Source organism: Pseudomonas baetica (genome assembly GCF_051216495.1).
GTDB classification, from domain to species: domain Bacteria; phylum Pseudomonadota; class Gammaproteobacteria; order Pseudomonadales; family Pseudomonadaceae; genus Aquipseudomonas; species Aquipseudomonas baetica_B.
The window spans coordinates 11,959-27,479 of record NZ_JBPKAM010000021.1; the positions used below are offsets into that span (position 1 = coordinate 11,959).

The following is a 15,521-nucleotide window of genomic DNA, read 5'->3' on the forward strand; positions in this document are numbered from 1 at the left end:
TTATAACGACGGTTTCGCGGCTGTGCTATCCGAATAATCCATTACGGCTGTACGAAGAAACGTCGCGGCGAATTCGTCGGGGGGCAGTGGCAGGCTGACGATGTAGCCCTGGATCTGTTCACAACCTTCGAAGGCCAGGAATTGCTGCTGTGCCTGGGTTTCGACGCCTTCGGCAATCACGGTGAATTGCATGCTGCGCCCGAGCGCGATGATGGCGCGCACGATGGCGGCGTCGTGGGGATCGTCCGGTAAGCCGCGTACGAACGACTGGTCGATTTTTAGGATGTCCAGCGGCAGGCGTTTGAGGTAACTCAGGGATGAATAGCCCGTACCGAAATCGTCGATCGCCAGTTGCACGCCCAGTTGCTTGAGTTGATGCAGCACGGTTAAGGCTTCTTCGGCCTGGCTCATGATGAAGTTTTCGGTGATTTCCAGTTGCAGGAGCCCGGGTTTGAGGCGGTAGTCCTTGAGCAGTTGTTCGATGCGCCCGAGCAGATTCGGTTGACGCAGTTGAGCGCCCGCGAGGTTGACCGACAGCGGGCCAAGGCCCACATAGGTTTTGCTCCACTCATGTAGTTGCCGGCAGGCGGTCTCCAGCACCCAATCGCCGATTTGCAGGATCATGCCGTTTTCTTCGGCCAGGGAAATGAAGTGCTCCGGTGGCACGTCGCCAAAGGTCGGATGGCGCCAGCGAATCAGTGCTTCGGCACCGACCAGGCGATAGTCGTCGAGGCTGATCTTCGGTTGGTAGTAGAGGTGCAGTTCATTGCGCTCGATGGCGCGTCGCAGTTCATGCTCCAGCGCTATCCGCTCACTGGCTTGCGCGGTGAGGTCGCAGGTATAGCTTTCGACCCGGTTACGGCCTTTGGCTTTGGAACGGTACATCGCTGCGTCAGCGTTCTTGATCAGCGTGGCGACGTCGCAGCCGTCCTGTGGATAAAGGCTGGTGCCGATGCTGGAGCTGATGAAGAACTCGTGCTCGCCGGCCTGGAACGGTGCGGTGAAACAGTTGAGCAGCTTGGTGGCGATGTTGTCGGCATCGCTGGGTTGCTGCAGACCGGGCAACAAGATGATGAATTCGTCGCCGCCCAGGCGCGCCACGGTATCGATGTCGCGCAATTGTTCCTTGAGGCGCAGGGCAATGCCCTTGAGCAGCAGGTCGCCGACCGGGTGACCCAGGCTGTCATTGATGTGCTTGAAGCGATCCAGATCGAGGAACAGCACGGCACCTTGGCCACCGTTTTCTCTTTGGCTGTTGAGTGCGTTCTGCAAGCGGCTTTCGAACAGCGTGCGGTTGGGCAGCCCGGTCAGTGGGTCGTGGTGGGCTTGATAGTCGAGTTTGGCCTGGGCGTGCTTGAGGCTGGATATGTCAGCGAAAACGGCCACAAAGTGAGTGATGAACTTGTCCCGGTTGCGCACCGCGCTGATGGTCAGCCAGCTCGGGTAAAGCTCGCCATTCTTGCGCCGGTTGGATATCTCGCCCTGCCAGTGCCCTTCGGCGGTCAATTGATGCCACATGGCGGCGTAGAACGCGCTGTCATGCAGGCCCGAAGCGAGCAGGCGGGGTGTGTGGCCCAAGGCTTCGCTTTCGCTGTAACCGGTAATTTCGGTGAACGCACGGTTAACGGCACTGATGTGCTGCTGGGTATCGGTGATCAATACGCCCTCGGCGGTGCTCTCGAACACCGTGGCGGCCTGTTGCAGTTTTTCCTGCATCAGGTGGCGTTCGGTGATGTCCCGGGCGATGGTCAGCATGCAGTCTTCATCGCCAATCGGCAGCGGACGACTGGAGACCTCGCAGAGCCGGATCTGCCCGTCGCTACGACGAATATGGCAACTGAAATCACGGACGAAGCCATCACGGTGCAGCAGGTCGAGCATTTGTTTACGTTCATTGAGATTGACCCAGATCCCCAGGTCCAGGGCCGAACGATCCACTGACATGGCGCTGTTGAATCCGGTGATGCGGCTGAAGCCCTCGTTCACCTCCAACAGCAAGCCATCGCTCTGGCGTGACAGCAACAGGCCGTCCGGAGAGGCGTGGAAGGCCTTGGCGAATTTCTCTTCTGAGGTTTGCAGCTGTTGCTGGGTTTCTTTTAGCTGAGTGATGTCGCGCACCACCACAACCAACGCCGGGGTGGTATCGAGATCGAAGGGTTCGGCTGAGATCAGGCCGGTGAACACCTGGCCATTGCTGCGGCGAAAGGGCATCTCCAGGTTACGGATGCTGCCGGCCTGCAGGCGCTGCAACAAGCCAGGTCCCACGCCTGGAATGCCCCAGATGTTGAGGTCGGTGGCGGTCTGGCCGATGACGTCTTCGGCCTTGAGGCCGATCTGCTCTTCGAACGCTTCGTTGACCTCCAGCAAGCAGCCGTCGCAGAGCCGTGCGATGACCAGAATGTCCGGGCATTGCTGGAACACTGAAGCGAATTTTTGTTCCGACAGTCGCAGCGCTTCTTCGGTACGCTTGGTTTCGCTGATGTCGATCATCAGCCCGCGCATTACCGGTTCATGGCCATGTTCGATCAGACTGACGATGTCGCGAACCCACAAGCAACGCCCGTCGGCGGTGATGACCCGATAATCGAGGCTGTGATCGCGTCCGGCCAAGACTTCGTGATCGCAAAAATTTTGTGCGCGGGTGAGGTCGGCGGGGTGAATGATGTTGCGCCAGAACCCCGGAATCAGCCAATGCGACAGGGGGTATCCAAGCAGATCCTCGGCGTGGGGCGAGACGTAGCTGTAGGTGAAATCACTGATCCGCGCTTCCCAGGCGATGGCCGACAGACTCTCCACCAGCCCGCGATAGTGATATTCGCTGCTGCGCAGTTCCTGCTCCAGGTCTACCCGGCGGGCAATTTCGGAACTCAAGCGGCGATTGACCCGGATCACCCCGGCCAGCACAGTAATCAGCAGCAGTAACCCCGGCAGGCCATAGACCAGCAGATCGGACCAGAAAGTCCGGTGATCGAGGACGTTGCCGACCCAATGCTCCTGAATGGCGCTGATTTCCGCCGGGGTCATGTCCGCCAGAACCTTGTCCAGGATGCCAACCAGCATCTTATTATCTCGCGGTACACCCATGGCTAATTGATAGCGGTAGGGGGTTTCGCCACTGACGTACAGCCCGTCCAGTTTGAGCTGACGCAGGCTCCAGACGCTAGAGGCCAGGTCACCGACGACTGCATCCACCTCGTCGGTCGCCAGTGCTTGCAGCGCCGAGCTGACGTTGGGCATGGCCACCAGGTTCAAATCGGGATTGTGGGTGCGTAGCAGCTCATGGGGGGCGTAGTTTTCCACTACGGCGATTTTCAGCCCGTACAGGTCCTGGATTTTGCGTGGTTGGGGGCCGCCGACATGGGCCAGGATGACAATTGGAAAGTCCAGATAGGGACGGGTAAACGACAGGTAGGCCTGGCGTTCCGGGGTCGACATGATGCCCGGCAACAGGTCCAGCTTGCCTTGTTTGGCCTGCTCCAGCACCACCGACCAACTGACCGGTTCGATAGGGGTGAGTTTGATCGCCAATCGTTGACGAATCAGGTCGATATAGTCTGCTGCAAGGCCCTGGTAACGGCCTTGATCGTCACGAAACTCAAAGGGGGGCCAGGACGCATCGACGCCCAGGCGCAAGTCCGGGTGGGCCGCAAGCCAGCTACGTTCTTCGTCGGTTAGAGTCAGCGCGCCAGCCGTTGCGGTCCAGGTCATCAGCGACAGCAAAAAAAGCACGGTCGGCAGTCTGGGCATAACGGTCTCGTTATGGCTCGGGGAATGTTTCGAGTGTAGACGGGCAAATCGGGGGAAGGGGGGCAGGGGGATTAAATCTGCATAAAACAAAACCCCCGGCACGGGCCGGGGGTTATGTGATTACTCGTCGAGGAAGGAGCGCAAATGCTCGCTTCTCGTCGGGTGGCGCAGCTTGCGCAGTGCCTTGGCTTCGATCTGACGAATCCGTTCACGGGTCACGTCGAACTGCTTACCAACCTCCTCGAGGGTGTGGTCGGTATTCATGTCGATACCGAAGCGCATGCGCAGTACCTTGGCTTCACGGGCAGTGAGGCCGGACAGCACTTCGCGAGTCGCTTCTTTAAGGCTCTCAACGGTAGCAACATCGATTGGCGACTGCATGGTCGAGTCTTCGATGAAGTCGCCCAGGTGGGAGTCTTCGTCATCACCGATCGGGGTTTCCATGGAGATCGGCTCTTTAGCAATCTTCAATACCTTGCGGATCTTGTCCTCAGGCATTTCCATGCGTTCGCCCAGCTCTTCCGGCGTCGGTTCACGACCCATTTCCTGCAGCATCTGGCGGGAAATACGGTTGAGCTTGTTGATCGTCTCGATCATGTGCACCGGAATACGGATAGTGCGGGCCTGGTCGGCGATCGAGCGAGTGATCGCCTGACGGATCCACCAGGTGGCATAAGTCGAGAACTTGTAACCACGACGGTATTCGAACTTGTCTACCGCTTTCATCAGACCGATGTTGCCTTCCTGGATCAGGTCGAGGAATTGCAGGCCACGGTTGGTGTACTTCTTGGCGATGGAGATCACCAGACGCAAGTTCGCTTCAACCATCTCTTTCTTCGCGCGGCGGGCCTTGGCCTCACCGATCGACATGCGACGGTTGATGTCCTTGATTTCGGCGATGGTCAAACCGGTTTCGGTTTCCAGCGCGATCAGCTTCTGCTGGCAACGAATGATGTCCGGTTGCACGCGACCGATGGCTTCAGCGTATTTGCTTTTGCCTTTGGCCAGTGCGTCGGACCAGCTTTCGTCGATTTCATTGTTCGGGAACTGACGCAGGAAATCGGCGCGCGGCATGCGCGCATCACGAACGCAGAGCTGCATGATTGCCCGCTCTTGCTGACGCAGACGATCCAAGGCACTGCGAACACGCTCGACCAAGCCTTCGAATTGCTTCGGCACCAGTTTGATCGGCATGAACAAGTCGGCCAGTGCCAACAGCTCGGCAATCGCTGCCTTGTTGTGGCGACCGTGCTTTTTCAGGGCCTTGCGAGTGATTTCCATCTGATCGGCCACAGCGCCAAAACGCTGTGCAGCGATGATCGGATCCGGACCGCTTTCGGCTTCCTCTTCGTCTTCCGAGGCTTCGCCGTCTTCGTCGTCGGAGTCGTCATCCGCTTTTGCGGCTTTCTCGTCGATCGGCGGCGGTACTTCTGCCGCAGGTGGCGCAATGCCATCGTCCGGGTCGATGTAGCCGCTCAGGACGTCGGACAGGCGGCCACCTTCGGTGGTGACGCGAGTGTATTCCGAGAGAATGTGCTCGACCGTGCCAGGGAAGTGCGCAATTGCGCTCATCACTTCACGGATGCCTTCCTCGATACGCTTGGCGATTTCGATTTCGCCTTCACGAGTCAGAAGCTCGACCGTACCCATTTCGCGCATGTACATGCGCACTGGGTCAGTGGTGCGACCGATATCGGTCTCCACCGCTGCCAACGCAGCGGCTGCTTCTTCCGCAGCGGCCTCGTCGGTATCGGCGTCGGCCAACATAAGGGCGTCCGCATCCGGAGCACTCTCGTGTACGGGGATCCCCATGTCGTTAATCATGCGGATGATGTCTTCCACCTGCTCTGGATCTGAAATATCCTCGGGCAGGTGGTCGTTGACCTCGGCGTAAGTCAGATATTTCTGCTCACGACCCAGTTTGATCAACTCAATAATACGAGACTGCTGTTGCGCTTTTCCGGACATAACACCCTATCCACTGAAGGTCTTGGCGGGCAAAAAACAAGCCGAGGATTATACCTGAGCTATGACCTCACGCGCCAGTTGAGGTCGGGTTTGATGCGGAAACATTCTGTTTTAAGAGCTCGCGCATCTGTTTCGCTATCTGAATTTGCTCTTCAGCCGATAATCCCGGCTGCCTTGCTTTCTTGATGAGTTCATCGAGGGTTTGCGTATGCTGACCCGCGGATAATCTAGTAATGGTGTCTAAAAACTGCTGTTCAAGGTTATCGCCGTCAATTAGCCACTCCTTTTCCGCGAGTGCTTTCAAGAGGCGTCCTTGCTCTGTGCCGTGCCAACGGGCCATCAACTGAATAGAGTTTAGCCTAGGATTTTTCTGCACGGCCTCGATCAAGGCGATTAGCACCTGAGCGTATGTATTGCTTTCGTTTGCAAAATGATCAGCGCTCTCAACCTTGCCGGCCAGTTGCGGGTGGTGGATAAGCGTGCGCAATGCAATAAGCGTCGGGGCTTCTACTGCCACTGGCGTGCGAGGGGTATAGGATTCATCGCGATCGCCGCGCTTGCCGTTTTTGCTCCAGGGCTTCTTGTCCCATTTCTTGCCGCCGGTGCCGGGTTTCTTCGGTGTCCACTCCTGCTGGGGCGTGAAGGCCTCCTGAGGCTGGTGGAAGTCGGAGTAGTCCGGCATGGCGTCGTAATCCATGCCTGGGTCATAGGGTGGCGGTGCGTCCTGCGGTGCGCTATGCACCAGTTGGCTGACCGCTTCGCCGCTCAATCCCGTGATTTCCAGCAGGCGCTGGCGCATCAGGGTGCGCAGGTTGGCGCCCGGTACCTTGTCGATCAACGGCGCAGCGAGGGTGGCCATGTGAGCCTTGCCTTCCAGTGATCGCGGGTCGGCTTCTTCGGTCAGCTGCTGGAAGAAGTAGTCTGCCAGCGGTTGTGCATGTTGATTGATTCGTGCGCGGAAGGCGTCGGTGCCTTCGGAGCGAATGAGGGTGTCCGGGTCTTCGCCTTCAGGCAGGAACAGGAATCGCGCACGGCGGCCGTCCTGCAGGCTCGACAGGGTTGCCTCCAGGGCTCTCCAGGCTGCATTGCGACCCGCCTGGTCGCCGTCGAAGCAAAAGAGGACGCTTGGCACTACACGAAACAGTCGTTTCAAGTGTTCTTCGCTGGTGGCCGTACCCAGGGTTGCGACGGCATTGCGCAGGCCTTGCTGGGCCAGGGCAATAACGTCCATGTAACCCTCGACGACAATGATTTCGTCGAGGTTACGGTTGTTCTTGCGTGCTTCATACAGGCCATAGAGCTCCTGGCCCTTATGGAATACCGGGGTTTCCGGCGAGTTCAGGTACTTCGGCTTGTCGTCACCCAGCACCCGGCCGCCAAAGGCAATGATACGCCCGCGGCTGTCGCGGATCGGGAACATCACTCGGTCGCGGAAGCGATCGTAGCGCTTGCCGGTTTCGGCGTTTTCGATCAGCAGGCCGGCATCGATCATGGCTTTTTGTTGCAAGGTATCGCTGCTCAAGTGCTTGAACAGGTTGTCCCAACCGGGTGGTGCAAAGCCGAGGCCGAAATCCCGGGCGATTTCTCCGGTCAGCCCGCGACCCTTCAGGTAATCCACGGCGGCTTTGCGCGCCGGGTGGCTTTTCAGCGCCTGGCGGTAGAAATCGGCGGCGGCCGTAAGTAATGGGTACAGCGGCGAGTCGGTCGGTTGCCGTGGTTTGTGCGGCCGGCCGCTTTCTTCGCGGGGGATTTCCATGCCGGCGGCTTTGGCCAATTCTTCGACAGCCTGGGGGAAGTCCAGGTTGTCGTGGTCCATGATGAAGCCGAGGGCATTTCCGCCGGCGCCGCAGCCGAAGCAGTAGTAGAACTGTTTGTCGGGGCTGACGCTGAAGGACGGGGTTTTCTCTTTGTGAAACGGGCAGCAGGCGGTGTGGTTCTTGCCGGCCTTTTTCAGTTGCAGGCGCGAGCTGACCACGTCGACGATGTCGGTGCGGTTCAGAAGGTCGTCAATGAAGCTCTGGGGAATTAGCCCGGCCATGGCGTTCTCGTCATCTGCGCTGAAAGGGGTCCGTAATAACGACGGGCGGACGAATGCGGGTCATTGTCTGAGGCGCGCAAGCTGTGCGGCTCGACCAGTGTCGTCTGCGTTATCGTTATCGGGAAGTGTATCTGCCGAAAATCCACTGACGTTAATGCCAATCAGTATTCGATCATTTGAAAGTGTTGCGCTGAATCCGGCTGCGGCCCGTCAAGGGTCTCGGATAGCTCATCATGCGGCACGCAAGCGGTGCCTTGGGCTGATCGTCGTGAGAGGAATCAGTGGGTGTGCTCGTCAGTAGCCTTGAAAGGCTCGTCAGAAAAGACGTGCACCGCTGGCAAAAGAGCCAGGTCTGACGCGGTGAAGCAGATTTGTCTCGGTCGCATCTGCGGCTTTGACAGTGAAGCATCAAGCGTTTTACGCAAATGCCATAAGCCCGGCTGAGGGCCGGGCTTGGCAGAAGCTTGCTACGATCGTCTGTGTATTAGTACAGACGAACGGCGCGGCGCTGTTCGCGCTGAACTTTCTTGGCGTGACGCTTAACAGCAGCAGCTGCTTTGCGCTTACGCTCAGAAGTTGGCTTCTCGTAAAATTCGCGGCTACGAACTTCAGCCAGTACACCGGCTTTTTCGCAGGAGCGCTTGAAACGACGCAGAGCTACGTCGAAGGGTTCGTTCTCTTTTACTTTGACGGCTGGCATCCAGAGCTACCTTCATTCATTACCGGGGTCAACATCCTCGCGGCAAAAGAGCACTTGAAGACGTCGGTTTTTAAGGGTTGCGGATGTTAACCCCTCATCGCTCGGAATGCAAAGCCTCTGATCGAAAACCGCTGGTCGGGGCATCACGCGACGACTATTATGCGCGCCTTCGAATTCAGCCTAAACAAGGCGCAAACCCATGCTAGTACTGGGATTAGAAACCTCTTGCGACGAAACCGGCGTCGCACTTTACGACAGTGAGCGCGGCCTGCTGGCCGATGCGCTGTTCAGTCAGATCGACCTGCATCGTGCCTATGGTGGCGTGGTGCCCGAGCTGGCTTCGCGCGATCACGTCAAGCGTATGCTGCCCTTGATTCGTCAGGTGTTGGCCGAAGCGGACTGTGTGCCGACGGAGATCGACGCCATTGCCTATACCGCCGGTCCCGGCTTGGTAGGGGCATTGCTGGTGGGCGCTTCCTGTGCCCAGGCACTGGCCTTTGCCTGGGGGATTCCGGCGCTGGGTGTGCATCATATGGAAGGTCACTTGCTGGCACCCATGCTGGAGGCGCAACCACCGGAATTTCCGTTCGTCGCTTTGTTGGTGTCCGGTGGTCACACGCAGCTTGTGCAGGTTGACGGCATAGGTCAGTACACGCTGTTGGGCGAGACCCTGGACGACGCCGCAGGTGAAGCTTTCGACAAGACGGCCAAGATGATGGGGCTCAACTATCCGGGCGGCCCGGAAATCGCTCGCTTGGCGGACCAAGGCGTCGCAGGACGTTTCGTCTTCCCGCGTCCGATGTGCGATCGCCCTGGTCTGGACTTCAGTTTCAGTGGCCTGAAAACCTTTGCGTTGAACACCTGGCAACAGTGCGTGAGCGCCGGGGACGACAGTGAGCAAGCCCGTTGCGACATCGCTCTGGCGTTCCAGCAGGCCGTGGTGGAGACTTTGACCATCAAGTGCAAGCGTGCCCTTAAGGCCGCCGGCATGAAGAGTCTGGTGATCGCCGGGGGCGTGAGTGCCAACAAGGCATTGCGCATTTCCCTGGAAAAGATGCTTGGCGATATGAAAGGCAATGTTTTCTACGCTCGGCCACAGTTCTGTACGGATAACGGCGCGATGATCGCGTTCGCCGGCTGCCAGCGTTTGCAGGCCGGTCAGCAGGAAAGCCTGGCGATCAGCGTGCAAGCCCGCTGGCCAATGGAACAGTTGTCGGCGTTGTAATGAGTGGCGCTCATGTCCGGCATCTAAAAATGCCGTTCGCGCCCGGCGAACAGGTCGCGTAAATTGCCGCGATGGCGCCAGACGATCAATCCTGTGAGTGCGCTCATGGGGAGCAGTGCTGCCGGCTCCTGCCAAGCCAGTAGCGGCAGGGTCAGCGGTGTGGCGATCAGGGCGGCCAGCGAGCTGGTACGGGTCAGATAGAACGTCAGTAGCCAGGCGCAGACCGCCAGCAGTGCTGCTGGTGGGTACAGGCCCAGCAACATTCCGGCGGCAGTGGCGACACCCTTGCCACCACGAAAGCGGAAGTACAGCGGGAACAGGTGACCGATGACGGCGCAGACGCCAATCCAGGCCTGATCCTGCAGCGAAAGGCCGACAACACCGGCGATCAGCACGGGCAGCAGGCCTTTGCAAAGGTCACCGAGCAACGTCAGGATGGCGAGTTTCTTGCCGGCCAGGCGCAACATGTTGGTGGCGCCGGCATTGCCAGAGCCGCTCGATCGCGGATCGGGATTACCGGTCAGGCGGCTGAGCAAAATGGCAAAGGACAGAGAGCCGAGCAGGTAGGCGAGGATCGCCAATAACCAAAACATGCTAACTATTCCGGGCGAGGACGCCCTGATTCTAACGGCGCAATGCGCCCTTGTCGTGTAGCGGAGAAAAGTGCTTGGACAGAGTGTTTATCGAGGGCCTGGAAGTCGACACCGTGATCGGTGCCTACGACTGGGAGCGAGGCATCCGACAGTGCTTGCGTCTTGATCTGAGTTTCGCCTGGGATAATCGCCCGGCTGCCGCTGGTGACGACCTGACCTTGGCCCTCGATTACGCGAGCGTTTCGTCGCGCATCCAGGCTTTTGCCGAGCAGGCGCAATTCCAACTGGTCGAGACCTTTGCCGAGCGATTGGTTGAAGTGTTGATGAGCGAGTTCAAGATCACCTGGATGCGTCTCAAGCTGACTAAGCCAGGCGCGGTTCCTGCCGCGATCGGTGGCGTGGGCGTGGAGATCGAGCGCGGATGTCGCTGACTCAGGTGTATCTCGGGCTCGGTAGCAATATCGAGCGCGAATCCCATTTAAAAGCCGGCCTGGATGCCTTGGCGGGATTTTTGGTGGATATCCAATGTTCACCGGTCTTCGAAAGTCAGCCGGTGGGCATCAAGAGCGGGCCGTTCTTCAATTTCGTGGTGTCGGCCTTTACCGATTTGCCACTGATGGAGCTCGATCGCCGGCTGAAATTCATTGAGGCCGACAATGGCCGCTATGCGCCGGACCGCAAGGGATTGCCGCTTGATATCGATGTGCTGTTATTTGGCGATCTGGCAGGCAATTTCGATGGCTTGGTTCTGCCGCGAGCCGAAATCCTGAAGAATGCCTTTGTGCTGTGGCCGTTATCGCTGATCGCACCGGATCGGGTGCATCCAGGTGTAGGCAAAAGCTTTGCGACTTTGTGGCGTGAGTCGCAGATTGATCAGGTGTTGGCACCGGTGGCGTTTGAATGGCGCGGGGAGCAGTTGACACCTTCGGATTTGTTGTAAGGCTATTCGCGAGCAGGCTCGCTCCCACAGGGGCGGCACAACACTTGTGGGAGCGAGCCTGCTCGCGAAGCTTTTCAGACAGAAGCCGCCTCTTTGTAGGCCTTCAAAGCCTTGAGCCGTTCACGCTTGATCGCTTCACCCAGCTCCGGCCCTTGGAACCCTTTCTCCAGCAGCGGCTGAACCGACACGCTTCGCGCCGCCTTTGCCGCTCCGCGCAAATAATCTGCTTGTGGATAACTTCGTTGCTCCAACCCTTTGCGTCCACGAGCGTCCATCTCGCAGGCCGCGATGAATTCCTCGAACCGCTGCGGTCGGCGGTAAACGTCGAAGCTATGGAGCAATTCCAGCAGGGTTGATGGCTTCAATTCCAGAGCACGATGGCCGTGGGTGTGGTATTCGCCCACCAGCAGTGCCAGTTCCTGGCAATCCCTTGGCGCCTTGAAGCGTTCGTTGACCGCTTTGATCAGCTTAAGCCCCTTGAACTCGTGGGCGATGTGCCGTGGCCATTCCTCTTCCGGCGTCAGCCCTTTGCCAAGGTCATGCAGCAGGCAGGCCCAGCGCACGGTCAGCGGTTGCTTATGTTGCGCGGCTTGCTCCAGTACGCTCAGGGTGTGAGCGCCTGTATCGATTTCCGGGTGATGAGCTTCTGGTTGCGGTACACCGAACAGCGCGTCGATTTCCGGCATCAACACCTTCAGCGCGCCGCACGCGCGCAGCACTTCGATGAACACCTGAGGTTGGTTTTCCATCAGTGCGCGGGAGATTTCTTTCCAGCTGCGTTCAGCGGTCAATGCTTCAAGTTCGCCTGATCCACTGAGTTGGCGCATCAACGCCAGCGTTTCCTGGGCGACGGTGAAACCGAGTTCGGCATAACGCGCAGCAAAACGGGCTACACGCAGAACCCTGAGTGGATCTTCGGCGAATGCGGGGGAAACGTGGCGAAGTACGCGATCTTCAATATCTCGTTGACCGTGGTAAGGGTCGGTCAGGTTCTGTTGATCGTCCTCGGCCATGGCATTGATCGTCAGATCACGGCGGATCAGGTCTTCCTCAAGGGTTACCTCGGGGCTGGCGTGAAAGGTGAAACCGCCGTAACCGCGTCCGCTCTTGCGCTCGGTCCGGGCAAGTGCGTACTCCTCCCCGGTTTTGGGATGAAGGAACACTGGGAAGTCCGCGCCTACCGGGCGAAAGCCTTGGGCCAGCATTTCTTCGGTAGTGGCGCCGACCACGACCCGATCGATGTCGGTGACAGGAATACCCAGCAGGCGATCGCGTACAGCACCGCCAACTTTATAGATCCGCATAAAAAACCTCCGTTAGCTCGACAGGATAACCGTTGCGTCGAGCTTTCGGAGGTTCAGCTGGATCAAAGATGGATGACGGCCAAGTCCAGTCGACCGTAATCGCCTTCACTATGCTCGCTTCTGGGCGGAACATGATGGGTTTTCATCACCTGATCACCTTGCAGGGTCTCCAGGTGAATGTCGAAGCCCCAGAGGCGGTGCAGGTGCTTGAGCACTTCTTCGGTGGAGTCTCCCAGCGGTTTGCGGTCGTGTTGCTGATGGCGCAGGGTCAGGGACCGGTCACCACGCCGGTCGATACTGTAGATCTGTATGTTGGGCTCGCGATTACCGAGGTTGTATTGCGCAGCCAGGGTTTCACGGATGATTCGGTAGCCGCCCTCGTCGTGAATCGCCGGAACCAGCAGATCGTCCTTTTGGTCGTCATCGAGAATGCTGAACAGTTTCAGGTCGCGGATGACCTTGGGCGACAGGTACTGCAGGATGAAGCTTTCATCCTTGAAACTGCTCATGGCGAATTTAATGGTCGACAGCCAGTCGGAGCCGGCAATTTCCGGAAACCAGCGGCGATCTTCTTCTGTTGGCTCCTCGCACATGCGGCGGATATCGCGGTACATGGCAAACCCTAGGGTGTAAGGGTTGATTCCACTGTAATAAGGGCTGTCGAACCCAGGCTGAAAGACCACGCTGGTATGGGAGGTCAGGAACTCCATCATGAAGCCGTCGGTGACGAGGCCTTCGTCATACAGGTCGTTCATCAATGTGTAGTGCCAGAAGGTGGCCCAACCTTCGTTCATCACCTGAGTCTGGCGTTGTGGATAAAAATACTGGGCGATCTTGCGCACGATCCGCACGATTTCCCGCTGCCACGGCTCCAGTAGCGGTGCGTGTTTTTCGATGAAGTAGAGGATGTTTTCCTGGGGTTCGGCGGGGAAGCGCGCATTGTCCTTGTCGCTGTACTTGTCCGCGCCTTTTGGAATGGTCCGCCACAAATCATTGATCTGTTTCTGCAGGTGCTCTTCCCGGTCCTTCTGCCGGCGACGTTCTTCTTCGGCGGAAATCGGATATGGCCGTTTGTAGCGGTCGACGCCGTAGTTCATGAGTGCGTGGCAGGAGTCGAGCAGGTCCTCGACCGCATCGATGCCGTGGCGTTCTTCGCACTGCATGATGTACTGCTTGGCGAACACCAGGTAATCGATGATTGAGCTGGCGTCGGTCCAGGTTCGGAACAGGTAATTACCCTTGAAAAAACTGTTGTGGCCGTAGCACGCATGCGCCACGACCAGCGCTTGCATGCAGATGGTGTTCTCTTCCATCAGGTAGGCGATGCATGGGTCCGAGTTGATGACGATCTCGTAGGCCAGGCCCATCTGGCCGCGGCTGTAGGATTTTTCGGTGCTGAGAAAGTGTTTGCCATAGGACCAGTGGTGATAACCCAATGGCATGCCGACTGAGGCATAGGCGTCCATCATCTGTTCAGCGGTGATCACTTCTATCTGGTTGGGATAAGTGTCGAGCGCATAGCGGGCCGCGAGCCGACTGATTTCACGGTCGTAGGCCTGGATCAGCTCGAACGTCCACTCTGAACCGGTGGAAATGGGTTGGCGCTTCAGCTCTTTGGCGGTCATGTCACTAACCTGCGCTGGAAGAGTTCACGGAAGACCGGATAGATATCTCCGGCCGAGACCAGTTGTTGCTGGGCAAAGGTGTCAGAAAAGGCTTCGGCGATGCGCTCGTACTCGAACCACAGGGCCTGATGTTCGCGCGGGGTTATCTCAACGTAAGTGTAGTACTGCACGAACGGCATGATCTGGTTGATCAGGATGTCGCGGCAAATCGGCGAGTCATCGTTCCAGTTGTCACCGTCGGATGCCTGGGCGGCGTAGATATTCCACTCGTTGGCCGGATAGCGCTCGGCCATGATCTCCTGCATCAGTTTCAAGGCACTGGACACGATGGTCCCACCGGTTTCGCGGGAGTAGAAGAATTCTTCCTCATCCACCTCGCGTGCGCTGGTATGGTGGCGGATGAACACGACGTCGATCTTGTCGTAGTTACGTTTGAGGAACAGGTACAGCAGGATAAAGAAGCGCTTGGCAATATCCTTGGTTGCCTGGGTCATTGAGCCGGATACGTCCATCAGGCAGAACATCACCGCCTTCGAGCTCGGGTTGGGTTGTTTGATCAGCAGGTTGTACTTGAGGTCGAACGTATCGAGAAACGGCACGCGGTGAATACGCGCGCTGAGTTTTTCGATTTCTGCTTCAAGTGCCTGGATATCGCCGAAATTATCGGGTTCTTCCTGTCTCAATCGCAGGAGTTCTTCCTTGGCTTCTCGCAGTTTCGCGCGACTGCTGCCCGAGAGCGCAATTCGCCGTGCATGGGCGGAGCGCAGGGTGCGGATGATGTTGATCCTCGACGGGTTACCTTCGTTGCTGATCCCGGCGCGAACGGTTTTGAAGGTGTCGGTGCCGGTCAGGTTACGCTTGACCAGATTGGGCAGCTCAAGATCCTCGAACATGAACTCGAGGAACTCTTCCTGAGTGATCTGGAAGACGAATTCGTCCATCCCTTCGCCAGTATTGCCGGCTTTGCCAGGCCCTCTGCCGCCGCCACCTCCCGGTGGGCGGGCAATATGTTCACCGCTGGTGAATTCCTTGTTGCCGGGGTGAACGACGGTTTGTTTTCCCCCGCGGCCGTGGTGAAGCACCGGCTCATCTATGTCGCGGCCGGGAATGCTGATTTGCTCGCCGTGTTCCATGTCGGTAATGGAGCGCCGGCTGACCGCCTCTTCTACGGCCTTCTTGATGTGATCACGATAACGCCGCAGAAACCGCTGGCGGTTTACCGTGCTCTTGTTCTTGCCATTGAGACGTCGGTCGATCACATAGCTCATAGGGAGCCCTCCGGGCAGCTACAAGTTACAAGCTTCAAGCTACAAGCTCGAAGCTTTCAAAGCAAACAGAAGCCACCAACAGCCTCAAGCGCCCGTACGGTGTGCTTGAGGCT

At 58.1% G+C, this 15,521-nt stretch carries 11 protein-coding genes; 3 read left to right on the plus strand and 8 right to left on the minus strand.

Features of this window, described 5'->3' with window-relative positions; all coding sequences use genetic code 11:
- The 4 genes from ACSFE6_RS10400 to rpsU all read right to left on the minus strand — a co-directional run bounded on the left by ACSFE6_RS10400 (window position 1) and on the right by rpsU (window position 8,453).
- On the minus strand, window positions 1-3,747 hold the full coding sequence (locus ACSFE6_RS10400) for a bifunctional diguanylate cyclase/phosphodiesterase (RefSeq protein ID WP_435427512.1): 3,747 nt from the start codon (window positions 3,745-3,747) through the stop codon (window positions 1-3).
- Window positions 3,748-3,867: 120 nt separating this feature from the next.
- Complete coding sequence (rpoD, locus tag ACSFE6_RS10405; protein ID WP_435427513.1) at window positions 3,868-5,715, minus strand: RNA polymerase sigma factor RpoD; 1,848 nt, start codon at window positions 5,713-5,715, stop codon at window positions 3,868-3,870.
- Window positions 5,716-5,782: 67 nt separating this feature from the next.
- Window positions 5,783-7,753, minus strand: coding sequence for a DNA primase (gene dnaG, locus ACSFE6_RS10410; RefSeq protein WP_435427514.1), 1,971 nt, complete (start codon window positions 7,751-7,753; stop codon window positions 5,783-5,785).
- Window positions 7,754-8,237: 484 nt separating this feature from the next.
- Complete coding sequence (rpsU, locus tag ACSFE6_RS10415; RefSeq protein WP_002551877.1) at window positions 8,238-8,453, minus strand: 30S ribosomal protein S21; 216 nt, start codon at window positions 8,451-8,453, stop codon at window positions 8,238-8,240.
- A gap of 199 nt (window positions 8,454-8,652) precedes the next feature.
- Here rpsU and tsaD point away from each other — a divergent pair, with 199 nt between their 5' ends.
- Window positions 8,653-9,678: a tRNA (adenosine(37)-N6)-threonylcarbamoyltransferase complex transferase subunit TsaD gene (gene tsaD / locus ACSFE6_RS10420; protein ID WP_435427515.1), complete on the plus strand. Its 1,026-nt coding sequence runs from the start codon at window positions 8,653-8,655 to the stop codon at window positions 9,676-9,678.
- Window positions 9,679-9,701: 23 nt separating this feature from the next.
- Here tsaD and plsY read toward each other — a convergent pair whose 3' ends face one another.
- A complete protein-coding gene (plsY, locus tag ACSFE6_RS10425) occupies window positions 9,702-10,271 on the minus strand; it encodes a glycerol-3-phosphate 1-O-acyltransferase PlsY (RefSeq protein ID WP_435427516.1) in 570 nt (189 codons plus the stop codon).
- Window positions 10,272-10,345: 74 nt separating this feature from the next.
- Between plsY and folB the strand changes: the two genes are divergently transcribed.
- Together folB and folK are read left to right on the plus strand one after the other, a co-directional pair.
- Window positions 10,346-10,702 carry a dihydroneopterin aldolase gene (gene folB / locus ACSFE6_RS10430; RefSeq protein ID WP_056726637.1) on the plus strand — a complete coding sequence of 119 codons (357 nt, stop codon included), beginning with the start codon at window positions 10,346-10,348 and terminating at the stop codon, window positions 10,700-10,702.
- On the plus strand, window positions 10,693-11,211 hold the full coding sequence (folK, locus tag ACSFE6_RS10435) for a 2-amino-4-hydroxy-6-hydroxymethyldihydropteridine diphosphokinase (protein WP_435427517.1): 519 nt from the start codon (window positions 10,693-10,695) through the stop codon (window positions 11,209-11,211). The genes folB and folK overlap by 10 nt, the downstream gene beginning before the upstream one ends.
- Before the next feature lie 74 nt (window positions 11,212-11,285).
- Here folK and ACSFE6_RS10440 read toward each other — a convergent pair whose 3' ends face one another.
- The 3 genes from ACSFE6_RS10440 to ACSFE6_RS10450 all read right to left on the minus strand — a co-directional run bounded on the left by ACSFE6_RS10440 (window position 11,286) and on the right by ACSFE6_RS10450 (window position 15,408).
- The gene (locus ACSFE6_RS10440; RefSeq protein ID WP_435427518.1) at window positions 11,286-12,515 is read right to left on the minus strand and encodes a multifunctional CCA addition/repair protein; all 1,230 of its coding nucleotides are present in this window, start codon (window positions 12,513-12,515) and stop codon (window positions 11,286-11,288) included.
- Window positions 12,516-12,577: 62 nt separating this feature from the next.
- Window positions 12,578-14,140: a SpoVR family protein gene (locus tag ACSFE6_RS10445; protein WP_435427519.1), complete on the minus strand. Its 1,563-nt coding sequence runs from the start codon at window positions 14,138-14,140 to the stop codon at window positions 12,578-12,580.
- Window positions 14,137-15,408: a YeaH/YhbH family protein gene (locus ACSFE6_RS10450; RefSeq protein ID WP_435427520.1), complete on the minus strand. Its 1,272-nt coding sequence runs from the start codon at window positions 15,406-15,408 to the stop codon at window positions 14,137-14,139. The genes ACSFE6_RS10445 and ACSFE6_RS10450 overlap by 4 nt, the downstream gene beginning before the upstream one ends.
- Window positions 15,409-15,521 lie beyond the last annotated feature (113 nt).